Annotated in this window: 16 protein-coding genes; 5 read left to right on the forward strand and 11 right to left on the reverse strand. The window is 71.1% G+C overall.

The window, feature by feature from the left end:
• Nucleotides 1–68 precede the first annotated feature (68 nt).
• The 8 genes from gatB to ACWEF2_RS08455 form a co-directional block, all read right to left on the reverse strand.
• Entirely contained in the window at nucleotides 69–1574 is a 1506-nt protein-coding gene (gatB, locus tag ACWEF2_RS08420) for an Asp-tRNA(Asn)/Glu-tRNA(Gln) amidotransferase subunit GatB (RefSeq protein ID WP_453813136.1), read from the reverse strand.
• Between the two features lie 19 nt (nucleotides 1575–1593).
• Nucleotides 1594–2160 carry a hypothetical protein gene (locus ACWEF2_RS08425; protein ID WP_453813138.1) on the reverse strand — a complete coding sequence of 189 codons (567 nt, stop codon included), beginning with the start codon at nucleotides 2158–2160 and terminating at the stop codon, nucleotides 1594–1596.
• Nucleotides 2157–3245 (reverse strand): AAA family ATPase, encoded by a 1089-nt coding sequence (locus tag ACWEF2_RS08430; RefSeq protein ID WP_453813140.1) that lies wholly within the window; start codon nucleotides 3243–3245, stop codon nucleotides 2157–2159. Before ACWEF2_RS08430 ends, ACWEF2_RS08425 begins: the two co-directional genes overlap by 4 nt.
• 52 nt (nucleotides 3246–3297) lie before the next feature.
• Nucleotides 3298–4788, reverse strand: coding sequence for an Asp-tRNA(Asn)/Glu-tRNA(Gln) amidotransferase subunit GatA (gene gatA / locus ACWEF2_RS08435; protein WP_453813142.1), 1491 nt, complete (start codon nucleotides 4786–4788; stop codon nucleotides 3298–3300).
• Nucleotides 4785–5084, reverse strand: a complete 300-nt coding sequence (gene gatC, locus ACWEF2_RS08440) for an Asp-tRNA(Asn)/Glu-tRNA(Gln) amidotransferase subunit GatC (RefSeq protein ID WP_355594925.1) — start codon at nucleotides 5082–5084, stop codon at nucleotides 4785–4787. Before gatC ends, gatA begins: the two co-directional genes overlap by 4 nt.
• 212 nt (nucleotides 5085–5296) lie before the next feature.
• Nucleotides 5297–7363 carry a putative bifunctional diguanylate cyclase/phosphodiesterase gene (locus ACWEF2_RS08445; RefSeq protein ID WP_453813144.1) on the reverse strand — a complete coding sequence of 689 codons (2067 nt, stop codon included), beginning with the start codon at nucleotides 7361–7363 and terminating at the stop codon, nucleotides 5297–5299.
• A gap of 148 nt (nucleotides 7364–7511) precedes the next feature.
• Nucleotides 7512–9692, reverse strand: a complete 2181-nt coding sequence (ligA, locus tag ACWEF2_RS08450; RefSeq protein WP_453813146.1) for an NAD-dependent DNA ligase LigA — start codon at nucleotides 9690–9692, stop codon at nucleotides 7512–7514.
• A gap of 120 nt (nucleotides 9693–9812) precedes the next feature.
• The gene (locus ACWEF2_RS08455) at nucleotides 9813–10817 is read right to left on the reverse strand and encodes a methionine synthase (protein WP_453813148.1); all 1005 of its coding nucleotides are present in this window, start codon (nucleotides 10815–10817) and stop codon (nucleotides 9813–9815) included.
• 178 nt (nucleotides 10818–10995) lie between these two features.
• On the opposite strand from ACWEF2_RS08455, the gene ACWEF2_RS08460 reads away from it, so the two are divergent.
• The gene (locus ACWEF2_RS08460; RefSeq protein ID WP_453813149.1) at nucleotides 10996–11637 is read left to right on the forward strand and encodes an MBL fold metallo-hydrolase; all 642 of its coding nucleotides are present in this window, start codon (nucleotides 10996–10998) and stop codon (nucleotides 11635–11637) included.
• 89 nt (nucleotides 11638–11726) lie between these two features.
• Here the strand turns inward: ACWEF2_RS08460 and mnmA are convergent, their stop codons facing one another.
• Entirely contained in the window at nucleotides 11727–12797 is a 1071-nt protein-coding gene (mnmA, locus tag ACWEF2_RS08465) for a tRNA 2-thiouridine(34) synthase MnmA (protein WP_453813150.1), read from the reverse strand.
• 108 nt (nucleotides 12798–12905) lie between these two features.
• Complete coding sequence (tnpA, locus tag ACWEF2_RS08470) at nucleotides 12906–13301, reverse strand: IS200/IS605 family transposase (protein WP_453813152.1); 396 nt, start codon at nucleotides 13299–13301, stop codon at nucleotides 12906–12908.
• 39 nt (nucleotides 13302–13340) lie between these two features.
• On the opposite strand from tnpA, the gene ACWEF2_RS08475 reads away from it, so the two are divergent.
• Nucleotides 13341–14495, forward strand: coding sequence for an RNA-guided endonuclease InsQ/TnpB family protein (locus ACWEF2_RS08475; RefSeq protein ID WP_453813154.1), 1155 nt, complete (start codon nucleotides 13341–13343; stop codon nucleotides 14493–14495).
• Nucleotides 14496–14601: 106 nt separating this feature from the next.
• On the opposite strand, the gene ACWEF2_RS08480 is transcribed toward ACWEF2_RS08475, so the two are convergent.
• Nucleotides 14602–15765: a cysteine desulfurase family protein gene (locus ACWEF2_RS08480; RefSeq protein WP_453813156.1), complete on the reverse strand. Its 1164-nt coding sequence runs from the start codon at nucleotides 15763–15765 to the stop codon at nucleotides 14602–14604.
• A 144-nt stretch (nucleotides 15766–15909) separates the two neighbouring features.
• Here ACWEF2_RS08480 and ACWEF2_RS08485 point away from each other — a divergent pair, with 144 nt between their 5' ends.
• The 3 genes from ACWEF2_RS08485 to ACWEF2_RS08495 all read left to right on the forward strand — a co-directional run bounded on the left by ACWEF2_RS08485 (nucleotide 15910) and on the right by ACWEF2_RS08495 (nucleotide 18231).
• The gene (locus ACWEF2_RS08485; RefSeq protein WP_453813158.1) at nucleotides 15910–16416 is read left to right on the forward strand and encodes a TetR/AcrR family transcriptional regulator; all 507 of its coding nucleotides are present in this window, start codon (nucleotides 15910–15912) and stop codon (nucleotides 16414–16416) included.
• A gap of 109 nt (nucleotides 16417–16525) precedes the next feature.
• Entirely contained in the window at nucleotides 16526–17716 is a 1191-nt protein-coding gene (locus tag ACWEF2_RS08490; protein ID WP_453813160.1) for an MFS transporter, read from the forward strand.
• 68 nt (nucleotides 17717–17784) lie between these two features.
• Complete coding sequence (locus tag ACWEF2_RS08495) at nucleotides 17785–18231, forward strand: hypothetical protein (protein ID WP_453813162.1); 447 nt, start codon at nucleotides 17785–17787, stop codon at nucleotides 18229–18231.
• The last annotated feature ends 343 nt before the right edge of the window (nucleotides 18232–18574 follow it).

The following is an 18574-nucleotide window of genomic DNA, read 5'->3' on the forward strand; positions in this document are numbered from 1 at the left end:
GTGCCCTCGACGGCCTTCAAGGCCCCGCCGCACCGGAAATGCGGCGGGGCCTCGCCTTTTCCGCCGGGCTACCCGGAGACGCCGAGCTTCTCCAGGATCAGCTCGCGGGCCCGGCCGGCGTCGGCCTTGCCCCGGCTGGCCTTCATGACGCCGCCGACGAGCGCGCCGACCGCCGCGACCTTGCCGCCGCGGACCTTCTCCGCCGCGGCGGCGTTGTCGGCCAGCACCTGGTCGATGATCGCCGACAGCTCGCCCTCGTCGTTGACGATCTGCAGCCCGCGGGCGGCGACCACCTCGTCCGGGGAGCCCTCGCCGTTCAGCACGCCCTCCAGCACCTGGCGGGCCAGCTTGTCGTTGAGCGCCCCCCCGGCGACCATCGCGCACACCCGGGCGATCTGGTCGGGGGTGATCGGCAGCGCGACCAGCGGAACCCCGGCCTCGTTGGCCCGGCGAGCCAGCTCGCCCATCCACCACTTGCGGGCGTCCGCCGGCGGGGCGCCGACGGCGACCGTCGCCTCGACCAGGTCGATGGCGTCGACGTTGTGCATGGACTCCATGTCCAGGTCGGACACGCCCCACTCCTGCTGGAGCCGCTTGCGCCGCAGGCGCGGCAGCTCGGGCAGCGCGGCCTTCAGCGTGGCCACCCACCCGGGGTCCGGCGCGATCGGCACCAGGTCGGGCTCGGGGAAGTAGCGGTAGTCCTGCGCCTCCTCCTTGGACCGGCCCGAGGTGGTGGTGCCGGTGTCCTCGTGGAAGTGCCTGGTCTCCTGCACGATCCTGCCGCCGCCCGCCAGGATCGCGGCCTGGCGCTCGATCTCGCCGCGGACCGAGCGTTCGACGCTGCGCAGCGAGTTGACGTTCTTGGTCTCGGTGCGGGTGCCCCACTCCACCGAGCCGCGCGGCATGAGGGAGACGTTCACGTCACACCGCATGGAGCCCTCCTCCATGCGCACGTCGGAGACGCCGAGCGTGCGCAGCACCTCGCGCAGCTCGGTGGCGTAGGCGCGGGCGGCCTCGGGGGCGAGCCGGTCGGTACCGGGGATGGGCTTGGTGACGATCTCCACCAGCGGGATGCCGGCACGGTTGTAGTCGACGATCGAGTAGTCGGCGCCGTGGATACGGCCGGTCGCCCCGCCCACGTGGGTGGACTTGCCGGTGTCCTCCTCCAGGTGGACCCGCTCGATCTCGATGCGCACGGTCCGGCCGTCCACCTCGACGTCGAGGTAGCCGTCGAAGCAGAGCGGCTCGTCGTACTGGCTGATCTGGTAGTTCTTCGGCATGTCCGGATAGAAGTAGTTCTTCCGGGCGAAGCGGCACCACTCGGCGATCGAGCAGTTGAGGGCCAGGCCGATGCGGATCGTCGACTCGATCGCGGCGGCGTTGGTCGTCGGCAGCGCCCCCGGCAGGGCCAGGCAGACCGGGCAGACCTGGGTGTTCGGCGGGGCGCCGAACGTGGCCGGGCAGCCGCAGAACATCTTCGACGCCGTACCCAGCTCGACGTGCGTCTCCAGGCCCAGCACCGGCTCGAAGCGCTCCAGCGCCTCGTCGTACGGCATCAGCGTCTCCGCGCTCATCGGTCGTTCACCACTCTGCTCACAGGTAACCAAGTCCTTTCAATGCGTTCCTCGTCTCGGCGACCCAGTTCGCGTACGCGGGCACCTGGGCCAGGACGGCGAGGTCGATGTTGCGTCCTATGTACTCGAAGTAGTCGCGGATCGGTTTGCCTCGCCGGGGAACGGTCGCGGCCAGGATCCCGGACGGGTCGGCGATCCGCTCGACGTCACGCGGCCGGGCGGGCAGCAGGCTCAGGTCGCTGCCCTCCAGCCCGGCCCACACGCCGCGGTCGGCGAGCAGCCAGACCTCGGTGTTCCCCAGGCCGATGACCGGCACCAGATAGTGCGAGTGGTAGCGGACACCCTCGGCCTTGCCGCGCGCCCGCTCGTCGTCGTGGGTGAAGAGCAGGTGGCAGTCGGCCGCCAGCTCCTCCAGCGCCGTGACCATGTGCTCACGGTCGCACGCGACGATCTCGGTCGCCTCCACGTCGACGGTGTGCGGCGACATCCAGGTGAGCTCGCGGAGCTGGCGGGAGATCACCACGCCGAGGAAACCCTCGTCGGCCTCGCACTCGGCGATCAGCCCGGGGACCAGCGGGCGGCTCATGCCGCGGCCTCCAGATATCTGCGGACCTGCCGGGGCGAGACGAACGTGCCCGGCTCGCCGTCCGGCTGGATCGGCTTGGCCACGGTCACCCGCGACACCCGGTCCCCGTCGGGGTCGACGCGTACCGCGGTGTCCAGGAAGATCAGCGCGTCCGGGTCCGTCCGGTAGCCCTCGGCGACCACCACCGGGGAGTGGCTGGTGAGGATCACCTGCCGGAACGGCCGATCTCCCCCGGGCTCGGCGATCCGGTGCCGGATCCGCCGCAGCAGCTCGCCCAGCCGCCTGGGGTGCACGCCGTTCTCGATCTCCTCGACCAGCAGGGTTCCCGGATGGTCCGGGTCGTGCAGGGCGGTGAGCAGGCCGAGCACCCGCAGGGTCCCGTCCGACAGCAGCGCGGACGGCACGCTCCCCTGACCGTCCACCACCAGGTCGAAGGCGCACTCCTCCCGGTCGAGCCTGGGCACCAGCGCGACCACGTCGGGCACGACGCCCGCGAGGTCGGCCACGACATCGGCGAGCGCCGCCGACCCCGCCATCCGCCCGAGCACCGCGGCGAGGTTGCGTCCGTCCGCCGCGAGCGGACCCCGCTCCGCCGGGAGGCACCGACGCCGCATCGCCTGCGGCGACAGGGCGTAGCGGTGCCACGACTGGACCGTACGGCGAGGCGTCACCCCCGGCTCCGGATCCTCCACGATGAACTCCAGCAGCTCCTCCGGGAGATGGTGGGCCACGTGACTGACCACGGCCCCGCTGGACCGGGGGATGCGGAGCACCATCTCGGCCCCCACGTCGAACCGGATCGGCAGCACCGCACCGGGCTCGGGGGCGACCAGGGCCTCCACCGAGACGACGAAGCCGGGCACGGGGGCGCCTCGCGCGACCCGGTGGAACTGCTCGGCGGGCAGCCCCCTGCCCGCGGAGAGCAGGCCGCCGGAACCGGTGATCTCGTCGGCGACGAAGCCGAGCGCGTCGAACAGGTTCGACTTGCCGCTGGCGTTGGGGCCGACCAGCGCGAGGAAGGGCGGCACGTCGAGGACGAAGTTCAAGAAGGACTTGAACCCGTCGATCTCGATCCGAGTGATCATGCCACCGTTCCCCCTGTCTCCCCGCTTCCGCCCTGCCCTTTCGGAAAAAGCCCTACAGCACCGGAGCCCTGGACAGCAGGGCACCGCCCCAGCGGGCTTCGAGAGCGCCCTCCACGGCCGCGGCCACCCGGTAGCAGCGGTCGTCGCCGAGCACCGGGGCCATGATCTGCAGGCCCACCGGCAGCCCGTCCTCGTCCGCCAGGCCGCACGGCACCGAGATGGCCGCGTTGCCCGCCAGGTTGGTCGGGATGGTGCACAGGTCGGCGAGGTACATCGCCATGGGGTCGTCGGCCCGCTCGCCGATCGGGAACGCCGTGGTCGGCGTGGTCGGCGAGATGAGCACGTCCACCTGCTGGAAGGCCGCCTCGAAGTCGCGCGCGATCAGCGTGCGGACCTTCTGCGCCTGGCCGTAGTAGGCGTCGTAGTAGCCGCTGGACAGCGCGTAGGTGCCGAGGATGATGCGCCGCTTGACCTCGGCGCCGAACCCGGCTGCCCTGGTCAGCGCCATGACCTCCTCGGCGCTCCGCGTGCCGTCGTCGCCGACGCGCAGGCCGTACCGCATGGCGTCGAAACGGGCCAGGTTGGACGAGGCCTCCGACGGGGCGATCAGGTAGTAGGCCGGCAGGGCGGTGGTGAACGACGGGCAGGAGACCTCGACGACCTTGGCGCCGAGCGACTCCAGCAGTTCGACGCTCTCGTGGAAGCGGGCCAGCACCCCCGCCTGGTAGCCGTCGCCGCCGAACTCCCTGACCACGCCGACACGGAGCCCTGCCACGTCACTGTGGCGCGCCGCCTCGACGACCGAGGGCACCGGGGCGTCGATGGAGGTCGCGTCCATGACGTCGTGGCCGGAGAACGCCTCGTGCAGGAGCGCGGCGTCCATCACGTTGCGGGCGAAGGGGCCGGGCGTGTCCAGGGAGCTGGCGAAGGCGATCACGCCGTAGCGGGACGAGCCGCCGTAGGTCGGCTTCATGCCGACGATGCCGGTGACCGCGGCGGGCTGGCGGATCGAGCCGCCGGTGTCGGTGCCGGTGGACAGCGGGGCCTCGTAGGCCGCGACCGCGGCGGACGAGCCGCCGGAGGAGCCGCCCGGGACGCGGGACAGGTCCCACGGGTTGCGGGTGGGGCCGTAGGCGGAGTTCTCGGTGGAGGAGCCCATCGCGAACTCGTCGAGGTTGGTCTTGCCCAGGATCACCAGGCCGGCCTCGCGCAGCCGCCGGGTCACGGTCGCGTCGTACGGCGGGCGGTAGCCCTCAAGGATCCTGGAGCCGGCCGTGGTCGGCATGTCCGTGGTGGTGAAGACGTCCTTGTGCGCGATCGGCACACCGGCGAGCGGGCCGAGGTCCTCCCCCGCGGCCAGGCGGGCGTCGACCTCGCGGGCCTGCCGCAGGGTCGTCTCCGCGTCGACGTGCAGGAAGGCGTTGATCCGCGGCTCCACCGCGGCGATCCGGTCGAGGTGCGCCTGGGCGACCTCGACGGCCGAGACCTCACCACCCGTGACCAGTGCGCCCAGCTCGGCTGCGGACTTGTGGACGAGGCTCATGCTTCCTCCCCGAGGATGCGCGGAACACGGAAGCGGCCGTCCTCGACGGCGGGGGCCGCGGCCAGCGCCCGGTCGGGCGTCAGGCCGGGCCGCACCTCGTCGGGACGGTAGACGTTGGTGAGCGGGAGCGCGTGCGAGGACGGCGGGATGTCGTCGGCCGCCACCTCGGCGACGCGGGCGACCGCACCGATGATCTGATCGAGCTGCGCGGCGAAGTGGTCGAGTTCCTCGTCGGCCAGCGCCAGCCGGGACAGCCGGGCGAGGTGAGCGACCTCATCGCGGGTTATGGCGGACATGAGTCGTTGAACCCGTTTCATGAATGGCAATTGGACACTGTCATCCTAGGGCTCGTGACCTGACGTGCCCGACTCATTGTTTCCCCGGTACCTCGGCGAGGGGTGTCGAACGGCCCCGCGGAGGTGTGGAGCGGGGCGTCCGGCGCCCCGGCGGCACCCGGAACGGGGACGTCCGCGGCCCCGGCGGGACGCGGAGCGGGCGCGTCGGAGGGTCAGAGCGCCTCGGCCGGGCGGAGCAGGCCGAGGCCGGAGGCCGAAGGGTCCCGGTGCTCGCTGAGCCAGACGGTGGCGTCGGCGGCGGACATGGGTTCGGCGAACAACCAGCCCTGGGCCAGCTCGCAGCCCATGTCGGCCAGGCGGGCGGCCACCTCGTCCGACTCGACGCCCTCGGCGACCGAGCGGAGCCCCAGGGAGCGGACCAGGTCCACGATGGAGCGGACGATCCGCTCGTCGTCCTTGGACTCGACGATCCGGCGGACGAACGAGGCGTCGATCTTGACCTCGGAGACCGGCAGCCGCTGCAGGCGGACCAGCGACGAGTAGCCGGTGCCGAAGTCGTCCAGCGCGAGCTGGACGCCGAGTGCGGCCAGGGCGCGGACCGCGTCGGCGGTGTACGCCTGGTCGGTCATCAGCACACGCTCGGTGACCTCCAGCTGGATCGCCTTCGGCGGCAGCCGGTAGTGGGCCAGGCCCGCCCCCAGCCGTTCGGGAAGGGCCGAGTCGAGCAGATCGCGGGCGGAGACGTTGACGGAGATCTGCTCGCGCAGGCCGGCACGCCACCAGCGGGCGGCCTGCTCCAGGGCGGCGTCGATGACGTACTGCGTCAGAAGGTGCATCAGATAGGACTGCTCGGCCATCGGCACGAACTCGCCCGGCGAGATCATCCCTCGCTCGGGGTGGCGCCACCTCAGCAGCGCCTCCACCCCGCGCACCTGCCCGCCGACCAGGTCCAGCTTGGGCTGGTAGTGGAGCCGCAGCTCCGAGCGGTCGATGGCCCTGCGCAGGTCGCCGAGGAGGTTGAGCCGCTCGGGACTGTTGCGGTCCTTGTCGGCGACGTAGATCTCGACGCCGGTGCGGCCCTCCTTGGCGAGGTACATCGCCACGTCGGAGCGCTGCATCAGCAGCTCGAAGTCCGGCGCGTGGTCGGGGTGGAGGGCGATGCCGACCGAGGCGTCCAGGTCGAAGGTCATGCCCTCCAGGCGGACCGGCTCGGTGAGGGCCACCCGGAGTCGCGCGGCCACCTCCCGGGCCGCGGCGGCGTCCCTGACCGAGGGCAGCAGCACCGCGAACTCGTCACCGCCGAGCCTGGCCACCACGTCGCCCGGCCGTACGCTGTGGGTGAGCCGGTGCGCCACGATCTGCAGCAGCCGGTCGCCGACCGGGTGGCCGAGGGTGTCGTTGACCTCCTTGAACCGGTCGAGGTCGAGCAGGAGCAGGCCGACCCGCTCGCCCGGCCGCGCCTCGGCGAGCGCCTCCTCGGTGCTGACCACGAGCATCTTGCGGTTGGGCAGCCCGGTGAGCCCGTCGTGCGTCGCCTGGTGGTCGCGGCGGACCGACAGGGTCGCGGTGAAGTAGACGGCGGCCATCGGCGCGACGAAGAGCGGCACCAGCGCCGGGGAGTGGTTCATCACCACCACGACCAGCGGGGCCAGGCCGAGCAGCCCGGCGTAGACCAGGCTCTGGTGGCCGATGGTGGTCCTGATCACCCGGTGGATCGACCGCCGCTCGTGCAGCGCCACCGCGCCGGAGACCAGCAGCGCCCGGACCCCGAAGTAGGCGAGCCCCGCCAGCACGATCGCCGGCATGTCGTTCCCCTCGGGCACCCAGGGGACGCCCGAGGCCCGACGGCCGCCGACCACGCCGAGCACCGCCCCGGCCGCGGTGCAGGCCAGCGTCGCCTGCGCGATGTTGAACATGATCCGGTGCCACGCCCTGCGGGTGACCGCGGCGTTGACCACGATGCCGACCGCCTGCGTCAGCACCGCGACCGGCAGCCCGTAGTGGAGCAGGGCGGCGAAGACGAACATCGTCGACGGGTAGGTGCCGCCCACCGTCATCGACGACGACAGCATCACCGGCCGCAGCTCGCCCAGCACGACCAGGACCGTCAGCATCCAGAAGAGCGGGCTGCGGACAAGACCCACCAACTGCTCCGAGCCGATCAGCCACGGCGCCACCGCGAGGACGATGAACCCGGTCGTGGTGACGGCGGCGAGATAGGCCCACAGGGGTGAGCCCACGCGCGGTCCGGTGTCGCGTGTGTCGTTTGGGTCGGCCATGAGTAACAAAACCCCCATTAGTTCACTATGGGAGAGTACGGCCTCTGGGCCACTTCGCGAAACCGGCTGCGCACGTTCCGTTACCGGTCATTTGGGGCGCCTGTCGCGGTACGACGGCTCCCCTCCCGCCGCTTCCGCCGGGCGACGACTACTCCTCCGCGGTGACCGTCAGCGCCCCCGCGGCCTCGGGGCCCTCGGCCAGCAGAACCTGGAAACCGTTCTCTTCGAGCACCGGAACACCGAGTTTGACCGCCTTGTCGAGCTTGGACCCGGCGTTCTCCCCCACCACCACGAAGGAGGTCTTCTTCGACACCGAGCTCGACACCTTGCCGCCCCTGGCGGCGAGGGCCGCACCGGCCTCGTCCCTGGTGAAGGCCGCCAGCGTGCCGGTCACCACGAAGGTGAGACCGGCCAGGGTCTGCGGGAGCCGCTCGGCCGGAGGCTCGTCCTCCATGCGGACCCCCGCCGCCTTCCAGCGGTCGACGATCTCCCGGTGCCAGTCGACCTCGAACCAGTCGCGGATCGCGGCGGCCACCCGTGGGCCGACCCCCTCCACCGCGGCCAGCTCCTCCTCCGAGGCCGCCGCGATCGCGTCCACGGAACGGAACTCCGCGGCGATGGCCTGGGCGGTGGGCGGCCCGATATGCCGGATGGAGAGCGCGACCAGCACCCGCCAGATCGGCTGGTCCTTGGCCCTCTCCAGCTCCTCCAGCATCTTCTCGGCGTTCTTGCTCGGCTCACCGCTCTGGTTGGCGAAGAAGGAGACGACCTTGGGCTCACCGGTCTCCGGGTCGGCCTTGGGCAGCCCGGTGTCGGGGTCGCGGACCACCGACCGGATCGGCAGCAGCCGGTCCATGGTCAGGTCGAACAGGTCGGCCTCGGTGCGGACCGGCGGCTCCTGCGGCGGCAGCGGCTGGGTCAGCGCGGTGGCCGCCACATAACCCAGCCCCTCGATGTCGAAGGCCCTGCGCCCGGCGGCGAAGAAGATCCGCTCACGGAGCTGGGCCGGGCACGCCCTGGTGTTGGGGCAGCGCAGGTCGGCGTCGCCCTCCCTCTCGTAGGCCAGCTCGGTGCCGCACTCCGGGCAGCGCGTCGGCATGGTGAACTCACGCTCGGTGCCGTCACGCAGGTCGGCGACCGGCCCGACGATCTCCGGGATGACGTCGCCCGCCTTGCGCAGCACCACGGTGTCGCCGATGCGCACCCCCTTGCGCGCGACCTCCGAGCCGTTGTGCAGCGTGGCGCGCTCGACCGTGGAACCGGCGACCACGATCGGCTCCATGACGCCGTACGGCGTGACCCGGCCGGTGCGGCCGATCCCCACCTGAATGTCCCTGAGCTTGGTGTTGACCTCCTCCGGCGGGTATTTGTAGGCGATCGCCCAGCGGGGCGCCCGGCTGGTGGAACCCAGGTTCTGCTGGATCTCGACGCGGTCCACCTTCACCACGACGCCGTCGATCTCGTAGGCGGGGTCGTGGCGGTGCTCCCGGTAGAACTCGATGAAGGCGCCGATGCCGTCGAGGTCGTCGACGACCCGGTAGAGGTCGCTGACCGGCAGGCCGAACTCCCCGAGCCGCCGGTAGATCTCGGAGTGGGTCCGGGGCAGGGCGGCCCCCTCCCAGCTGCCGACACCGTGGACGATCATGTGCAGCGGGCGCTGCGCGGTGATCCGGGGGTCCTTCTGCCGTAGCGAGCCCGCGGCCGAGTTACGCGGGTTGGCGAACGGCGGCCTGCCCGCCTCAAGCAGCTGCTCGTTGAGCCTGGCGAACCCTTCGACCGGTATGTAGACCTCGCCCCGCACCTCAAGCAGCGTGGGCACGTCGGCACCGGCCAGCCGGTGCGGCACATCCGCGATGGTGCGCACGTTGGCCGTCACGTCGTCGCCCACCCGGCCGTCACCCCGGGTCGCGGCCCTGACGAGGCGCCCCTGCTCGTACAGGAGCGAGATGGCCAGGCCGTCCACCTTCAACTCGCACAGGTAGGGGGCCGGGTCGTGCTCGGCCAGCCGCTCGGCCCGCGCCTGCCAGGAGACGAGCTCGTCGAGGCTGAACGCGTTGTCCAGGCTCTCCATCCGCCTCAGATGGGCGACCGGCGCGAAATCAGTGGAGATCGGCGCGCCGACCTTCTGCGTCGGCGAGTCGGGCGTGCGCAGGCTGGGATGATCCTCCTCAAGGCGCTGCAGCTCGCGCATCCACGTGTCGTACTGGGCGTCGCTCGCGGTAGGCGTGTCGAGCACGTAGTAACGCCAGTTGGCCTCGTCGACCAACTCGGCCAGCTCAGCGTGCCGCTCCAACGCCGCCACCGGCACACCCTCGACCTCGGCACCCATCGCCGGCTCTCCCCTCGTCAACCACAACCGAGGGAAACGCTATCGCCGAGCACCGACAGTACGGGACGGCCTTACCCGTAGATGGCCAATGCCCGGGAGATCACGCGGACGCGGGGAAGGTCACTCGCCCGGATCGTCCCGCAGCACGCGGGCCGCCTCCCGGCACCTGGCCAGGGCCGCCCTGGCGTAGCCGGGCGAGGCTCCGGCCAGCCCGCAGGCGGGGGTGAGCACGACCTGCGAGGCCAGGGCGGCGACGGGGAAGCCGAGGCGGCGCCAGAGCCCGACCGCGGGCCTGGCGACCACCCCGACATCGGGCAGCGGGGCGTCGACGGCGGGCACGACGCCGAGGAGGAGCGCGATCCCGGCCTCGATCGACTCGCCGATCACGTCCTCGTCGCGCCGCCTGAGCAGGGAGGCGTCCAGCGAGACGCCGTTGACCCCCGCCCGGCGCAGAACGTCGAAGGGGACGGAGGGCGCACAGCAGTGCACGACGGTGAACGCCCCCGCGGGGAGCACGGCGCCGAGCCGGTCGGTGACGACCGGGGCGTCGACCGCCGACAGCCGCCCGAACCCCGAGGCGGTCGGCACCGTACCCGCCAGGACCGCGGGCAGCCCCGGCTCGTCGAGCTGGACCACGATCTGCGAGGCGCCGGGCACCCGCCCGCGGACGTCGGCGACGTGCGCGGCGAGCCCCTCGGCGTAGGACTCCACCAGATCACGCACCGCCCCGGGGTCGGCGAGCGTCTTGTCGCCGTGGCGCAGCTCGATCGCCCCGGCCAGCGTCCACGGCCCCGCCACCTGGACCTTGAAGGGGCCCTCGTGCCCCTGGGCCGTCTCCTCCAGCGCGTCGAGGTCGCGCAGGAGATGGTCACGGGCCCGCTTAAAGTCGCGTCCCGGCCGGTCGGCGAAGCGCCAGCCCGACGGCTGCACCTCCACCGGCAGCTCCACCAGCAGCGAGGCGGTCCGGCCGATCATGTCGGCGCCGACGCCCCTGGCGGGCAGCTCCGGAAGGTACGGCAGCGCGGGCACCTCGCCGAAGACGACCCTGACCGCCTCCGCGTGGTCCTCTCCCGGATGTGACCCGACACCGGTCGCGGTCGACTCGTTCCACGGATATTCACTCATGCCGGCTCCCAGCCACGCTCGTCGAGGCACGGACGGCCGTCACCGCGCGGACCGGCCCGCCCGCCCCGATCGTTCACGGCTGCCAGCTTAGGACCGCCGGGCACCCCTCCGGCCTAGGCTGGGATCTTGGCCTCCTCCCCGGGGGTGAGCCCGGGGTCTTCACGCTCAAGGAGTTTCGATGAAGCTGACGAAGTTCGGGCACGCGTGCGTCCGCCTTGAGAGGGAGGGGGCGGTCCTGGTGATCGACCCGGGAGCCCTCAGCGAGGAGGCCGCGCTGGACGGCGCGGCGACCGTCCTGATCACCCATGAGCACTTCGACCACGTGGAGGCCGACCGGCTGCGCAGGGCGGCCCAGGCCAACCCGTCGCTGGAGATCTGGACCAACGAGGCCGTGGCCGCCGTCCTGGCCGGCGTCCCGGCGAACATCCAGGTCGTACGGCACGGCGACACCTTCGACACGGCCGGCTTCGGGGTGCGGGTCGTCGGCGAGTGGCACGCGCCGAACCATCCCGACCTGCCGATCGTACGGAACGTCGGTTTCCTGGTGGACGAGGAGGTCTTCTACCCGGGCGACGCCTTCACCCCGCCCGGGGTCGAGGTCCCCACCCTGCTGGTGCCGACCAACGCGCCGTGGATGAAGGCGCCGGAGATGGTGGAGTATCTCCGGCTGATCCGCCCGGCCAGGGCCTTCTCCACCCACGACGGCCTGCTCAACGAGGTCGGCCTCGGCCTGATCGACACCTGGCTGGGCATGGAGTCCGACCTGCAGAAGGCGGAGATGCGCCGTCTGAAGCCGGGCGAGTCCGTCACCCTGCCCTGAGCCCTCCCCGCCCCGGAGGCCCCCGTCCGCCGGATCGCCCTCCCCGGAGGTCCCCTGCCGCCGGGACGCGGTTCCGGGCGGGGGCCGGGTCAGGCAGCCCTGGCGATGGTGGCCGATCCGATCACGGTGTCTCCCAGGTAGAGCACGGCCGCCTGCCCGGCCGCGACCCCGGTGGCGGGGGCGTCCAGCGTGAGGTGGACCTCCTCACCGGAGAGCAGCGCCAGGCAGCCGTAGACCTCTCCGTGCGCGCGGAGCTGGACCGTGCAGGCCAGCGGCTCGCGCGGCTCGGCGACCGGGCCGTTCCACACCGGGCGCTCCGCCACGATGGTCGTGACCTCCAGGGCCGAACGCGGGCCGACGGTGACCGTGTTGGAGACCGGCTCGATGGACAGCACGTAGCGTGGGCGGCCGTCGGCGGCCGGACGGTCGATGTGCAGGCCCTTGCGCTGGCCGACGGTGAAGCCGTACGCCCCCTCGTGCGCGCCGATCACCTCGCCGGACTCGTCGACGATGGGCCCCTGGGCCGCGCCGAGGCGTGCCTCCAGGAAGCCTCGGGTGTCGCCGTCGGCGATGAAGCAGATGTCGTGACTGTCGGGCTTGTTCGCCACCATGAGCCCGCGCCTCGCGGCCTCCTCGCGGACCTGCGCCTTGGTCGAGTCGCCCAGTGGGAAGACGGCGTGCCTGAGCTGCTCCCTGGTGAGCACGCCGAGCACGTAGGACTGGTCCTTGCCCCCGTCGGGGCTGCGGCTCAGCACGCCGTCGACGATCCGCGCGTGGTGCCCGGTGGCCACCGCGTCGAAGCCGAGCGCGAGGGCCCGCTCCAGGACCGCCTCGAACTTGATCTTCTCGTTGCACCGCAGGCACGGGTTGGGCGTCCGGCCCGCGGCGTACTCGCTGACGAAGTCCTCGACCACGTCCCGGTGGAACCGTTCGGCCATGTCCCAGATGTAGAAGGGGATGCCGATCACGTCGGCGGCCCTGCGGGCGTCCCGCGAGTCCTCGACCGTGCAGCACCCCCGGGCACCGGTCCGATACGACTGCGGGTTGGCGGAGAGCGCCAGATGCACGCCGGTGACGTCGTGGCCCGCCTCGGCGATGCGGGCGGCCGCCACTGCGGAGTCGACGCCGCCGGACATGGCGGCAAGCACGCGAAGTCTCATCAGGATCCTTCCGTGGAAACCCCCGGCTTTAGCCGTGGGGAGGAAGCGGAACCCCTGCGGAGCGGGTCAGGGGTAGCCCATCCGCCGCCAAGGCGGATGGGCGTCTGGTCAGACGTTGCGCTGGTTCTCGACATACCTCTTCACGATCTCCAGCGTCGCGCCACCGACGGTGGCGACGAGGTAGCTGTTGGTCCACAGGGTCGGCATCCGAGACTTGAGGTGCGGAAACTCGGCGCGCAGCAGGCGCGAGGATCGGCCCTTGATCTGCTTGACCAGCCGGTGGATGCCGTACTGCGGGTCGCAGGTGACCAGCAGGTGCACATGGTCGGGCATGGTTTCCAGTTCGGCTATGGGGGCGTCGCGTTCGGCGCACACCTCGCGGATGATCTCTTTGAGCCGGGTGTCGACGTCGCCCTTGATGACGTCCCGGCGGTACTTCGGGCACCAGACGACGTGGTAGGTGCAGCGGTACACGACGTTGTTGTTCGATCGGATCTCGTCCACGCTTTTGACTATACAGCTAGGGTCTGTATAGTAATCGACATGATCGAGACAGTGCGTTACACCTACCGCCTGCGGCCCGGCCGCCAGGCGCAAGCCGCACTGCTCGAAGAGTGGTCGCGCTGCCGGTGGCTGTGGAACGAGGCCGTGCACCAGCAGAAGTCGGGCTGCAAGCCGACGTTCGGCAAACTGTCGAAAAAGCTGACCGAGGCACGGTCCCGGCTGTCTTGGCTGCGGGCCGGTTCGCAGGTGGCTCAGCAACAGACGCTGCGTACCTACGCCGCCGCCCTGGACGCCTCGTTCAAGGTCAAGGGTCGTGGCCGTCCGAAGAGGAAACGCAAGAAGGACGCACTGCCAAGCCTGGAGTACACCACCCGGGGTTTCTCGATCAAGAACGATCGGCTGTGCCTGCCCGGCAAGGTGGCCATCCCGGTCGTCTGGTCCCGCGACCTGCCGTCCGAACCGACCAGCGTCCGCGTCTGCCAAGACAATCTCGGCCACTGGTACGCGTCCTTCGTGGTCCACCGCGACCAGGCCGAACCTTCGGATGCGGACCTGCCGGGGATCGGTGTCGACTGGGGCGTGAAGGCCACCGCCACCACCACCGACCCGGCTTTCGACCTGCCGCACCTCGGCCACCGCAAGCGCTGCGCCGCCGAACTGGCCAAAGCCCGGCGCAAGATGGCCCGCCGCCGGTCGAAAGGCCGCCCGGCGTCGAAGGGCTACCTGACCGCGAAGCGGCAGGCAGCCCGGATCGCGAAAAAGGCAGCCCGGCAAAACACCCACGATGCCCGCGTCTGGGCCAAGAACATCGTCGATCGCCACACGCTGATCGCCATTGAGGACTTCAAGCCGAAGTTCCTGGCTGGGACGTCCATGGCCCGCAAGGCCGCAGACGCCGCGATCGGCGCGTGCAAACGGCAGTTGATCGAAAGTGGCACGCGGGCGGGCCGGAAGGTGGTGCTGGTACCGCCCGCCTACACCACGATGACCTGCTCCGAGTGCGGCGAGAGAGCCAATCTCCGCCTCGGATTGGGTGTACGGACTTTCGAGTGCGCGGCCTGCGGATACACCGCGGACCGCGACCTCAACGCCGCGAGAACGATCCTCGCCACGGCCGAACGCGACCGTGCCGGTGCCGACGACGTCAGACATCAGATCGCCTCCTTCCGGGACGGTGGATCAGGTGCGGTCTGAGCTGGGAAATCCCCCGGATTTATCCGTGGGGATGTCGTTAAAACACCCCTGAGCGTACCCGCGTCGGCCACCCGCGCGTCGGCCTGGAACAGGCTCGGAGGTCGGGTCAGCTGAGACCCGCGCGGCGGGCGCGCTCGACGACCGTGCCGATCACGGCGACCACCCGGTCCACGTCGGCCTCGGTCGAGGTGTGACCGAGCGAGAAGCGGAGCGAGCCCCGCGCCCGGACCGCGCCGGCGCCCATGGCGAGCAGGACGTGGGACGGCTGCGCCACCCCCGCCGAGCACGCCGACCCGGTGGAGCACTCCACGCCCTTGGCGTCCAGGAGCATGAGCAGCGCGTCACCCTCGCAGCCGGGGAAGGAGAAGTGCGCGTTGCCGGGGAGCCGGTCCACCGGGTCGCCGTTGAGCGTCACGTCGGGCACGGCCTGGCGGACCCCGCGGATCAGGTCGTCGCGGAGCCCCGTGAGCCGGGCGGAGGTCTCGGCCCGGCGGCTCACCGCGATCCGCACCGCCGCGGCGAACCCGGCCAGGGAGGGGGCGTCGAGGGTGCCGGAGCGCACGTCACGCTCCTGACCGCCGCCGTGCAGCACCGGCACGGGGTCGACGCCCCGGGCGAGCAGCAGCGCGCCGACGCCCATCGGGCCGCCGACCTTGTGGCCGGAGAGGGTCAGCGCGTCCACCCCGGAGTCGGCGAACACGACGGGAAGCTGGCCGATGGCCTGGACCGCGTCGGTGTGGAAGGGGATGCCGTGGTCGCGGGCGATCGCGGCGAGCACGCGGACCCCCTGGACGGTGCCGACCTCGTTGTTGGCCCACATGACGCTGATCAGGGCCACACTGTCCGGGTCGCGCTCGATGGCGGCGCGGAGGGTCTGAGGGCGCACACGGCCGAACTCGTCGACGTCGAGCGGTTCGACGACGGCGTCCTGATGGTCGCCCAGCCAGTACGCGGGGTCGAGCACGGCGTGGTGCTCGACGGCGCTGATCAGGATCCGGTTCGCGCCCTTGGCGCGGCGCGCCCAGTAGAGGCCCTTGACGGCCAGGTTGTCGGCCTCGGTGCCCCCGGAGGTGAACACGACCTCGCTGGGCCTGGCGCCGAGCGCGTCCGCGATGCTCTCCCGCGACTCCTCCACGACCCTGCGGGTGCGGCGGCCCGCGGTGTGCAGCGACGACGCGTTGCCGACCTGATCGAGTTGGGCGATCATCGCCTCGATCGCCTCGGGAAGCATCGGCGTGGTCGCCGCATGATCGAGATAGGCGGACTCCACTACCGCACTCCCCTTTCCCGGACCGGTGATGGCCTTTCAAGGGTATCGGTGGTCAAGGAGAAGGCCGCCCCCGCATTTGCCGGTTAACGAGCGGACCGTCCGCGCATTTGACCACTAAACCGTCCGGACGGTACAGTAACGGACATGAGGCGGGAGGGGTTGCTGGACGCGGCAGAGGATCTGCTCTGCGACCAGGGCTCCCAGGCTCTCACCCTGTCGGCCGTCGCCGAACGCGCCGGATGCAGCAAGGGCGGCCTGCTCTACCACTTCGGCACCAAGGAAGCCCTGATCAAGGGCATGGTCGAGCGACTGATCGCGGATTTCGACGAGCTCGTCGCCGCTCAGGGCCACACCACCTACACCAAGAGCTATCTGGCGGCCACGTTCGCCGCCGTGCGGAGCGGCAGGCTGCGGCGGTGGGCCGTGGTCACCGGGGCCTCGGGCAATCCCTATCTGCTCGCCCCGCTGCGCGAGGCGATGGCCCGGTGGCACCGCGAGGGGCTCGACAGCGAGCCCGACCCCGCGGCGGCGCAGATCGTCCGTCTCGCGTGCGAGGGACTGTGGGACGTGGCCAGCCATGACCCCGGCCTCTACGACGACGAGCACTACGCCGAGCTGAAACGGCGTCTGCTGGGCCTGCTGCCCGCCTGACGGGCGGAATCTCCCGGAGAACTGGCGGTCGCTCCCGCGCGTGCGGAAGCGACCGACTTCGGTGTGCCCACTTACCGAACTTTTAAAACACGTTGTGAAGGGATCGACAATGACCCGCGACCTGAGGACGGCTCGCACCGGAGCGGTTCTCACATTCATGCTGGCCGGGCTGCTGTGCGGATCGATGACCGTGCGTATTCCAGCGCTGTCCGACAAACTCGGCCTGTCCGAGGCGTCGATCGGTGTCACCCTCCTGGTGTGGGGCCTGGGCGCGCTGGTGACCATGCAGTCGATGCGTGGGGTGATGACGCGCTTCGGCAGCCGGAGCATACTGCGGGTCGGCGCTCCCCTCTGTGCGATCACCCTGGCGTTGCTGGCGTTCGCCCCGAGCCTCCCGCTGCTGCTGGTCGCCGCCGGGCTCTTCGGCATGGCGTTCGGCGCGGTGGACGTCGCGATGAACGCGCAGGGCTCGACGGTGGAGCGCGCCTACGGCCGGCCGCTGATGAACGGCATGCACGCGGGCTGGTGTGTGGGGGCGATCTCCGCGGGCCTGGTCGGCGCCGTGGCCATCTCGGCGGGACTGTCGTTCACGGCCCACCTGTCCCTGGTCTCCCTGGTCACGCTCCCCCTGCTGATCTTCATCAGCCGCACCTACCTGCCCGACCCCGTCGTGGCCAGGGGGGCGGCCACGGCCCGTCGCCGCATGCCGCCGGTGGTCTACCTGCTCGGTGTGATCGCCTTCTGCGCGTTCATGGTCGAGGGCACGGTCGCCGACTGGAACGGGCTGTACCTGCGCGACGTGCTCGGCGCCCCCGAGGCGCTGGCCGCGCTGGGCTACCCGATCTTCGAGGCGGGCATGCTGTTCGGCCGCCTCACCGGCGACCGGGCACGGGCCCGCTTCGGCGCCCGCAGCATGATCATCATCGCCGGTCTGGCCACCGCCGCCACCTTCGCCGTGGTCCTCATGGCCCCGACCGCCCTGATCGCGGTCTCCGCCATGCTCTTCGTGGGTGTCGCGGTGGCGACGGTCTCCCCGATGGCCATGTCCCTGGCGGGCGAGGCGGTCGGCAACCCGGGTCCGGCCATCGCCCAGACCAGCGCGATGGGCTACGCGGGACTGCTGCTCGGCCCGGTGATCATCGGTTTCCTCTCCGACGTGACCGACTTGAGGACCGCGCTCGGCATCGCCATCGCACTCGGCGTCCTGATCACCCTGTTCGCCCGATTCCTCCCACGTCCGGGCGCCACAGCGACCCACCGGGAGCAGGCCCGGGAGCAGGAACTGTCCATGGCGGCCTGACCGCCGGACCGCCGATCCTGTAGGCCCTGGCCAACCCGGAGATCGGCGAGCGCGAGGTCCTGGCCGCGATGCTCGAAGTCGACGCCGACGCCGCGGCCGATCACGACTACGTCCAGCCGTCCGGGAAGCTGATGAACGCCCGACTGGAGGCCCGGCGCCGCGGTGGCCCGGCCCGTCTGCCCACCGTCACGCCTCCGGCCGACGTGCCGTCCAGCGAGGTCACCCCGCTGGTCCCCCACGGCCCTTGGTCCGCGACCATTGCCAGAGAAGGCACGGAACGCGAGATCATGACACGGTGTTCCCCTCGCCTCCCGCCGGCCAGCGAGGCGATGCTCCGACGGGCGACGATCGGCACGCTGTCGCGAATCACCGACGTCATCCCGCTCAGCGGCCAGGACTCCGTCCGCTGGAATGGATCGCCGAACCCCGCGATCACCTCTCAAACACCCGCTCAGGCTATATGCGAACGCAAGCTTGTAGGGCATCCCCACACCCTGACCTTCCTTACCGGATGAGACAGTGCCCACTCTTCACACCTTCAATATGAACAAGTAAACGGAAGCATCCAAATGCGACCGGGAGCGGGGCGTCTCCCACTCAACGGGCAGGACCACAATCGAGGAAGCCAGCCGTTACCGAAGACGTGTGACAATCGCTGGAGCGCTTGAGTCGACTTCCGTACGATACACATCAGCAGGTGAACTCCGCGCGAGGAGTTCGCGGTCGTGCGCACGCCGGGCCTCCTGCCCGGTGGGCGCGAGGCCGATCCACAGCATGTTTCAATCGTTTGGCCGAATGTCGACCCCGCCGTCCGCCAAGATATTCCTTGGCCCCCACCTGTGCCGGAACGCTTCGTGC

Source organism: Streptosporangium sp. NPDC004631 (assembly GCF_053601935.1).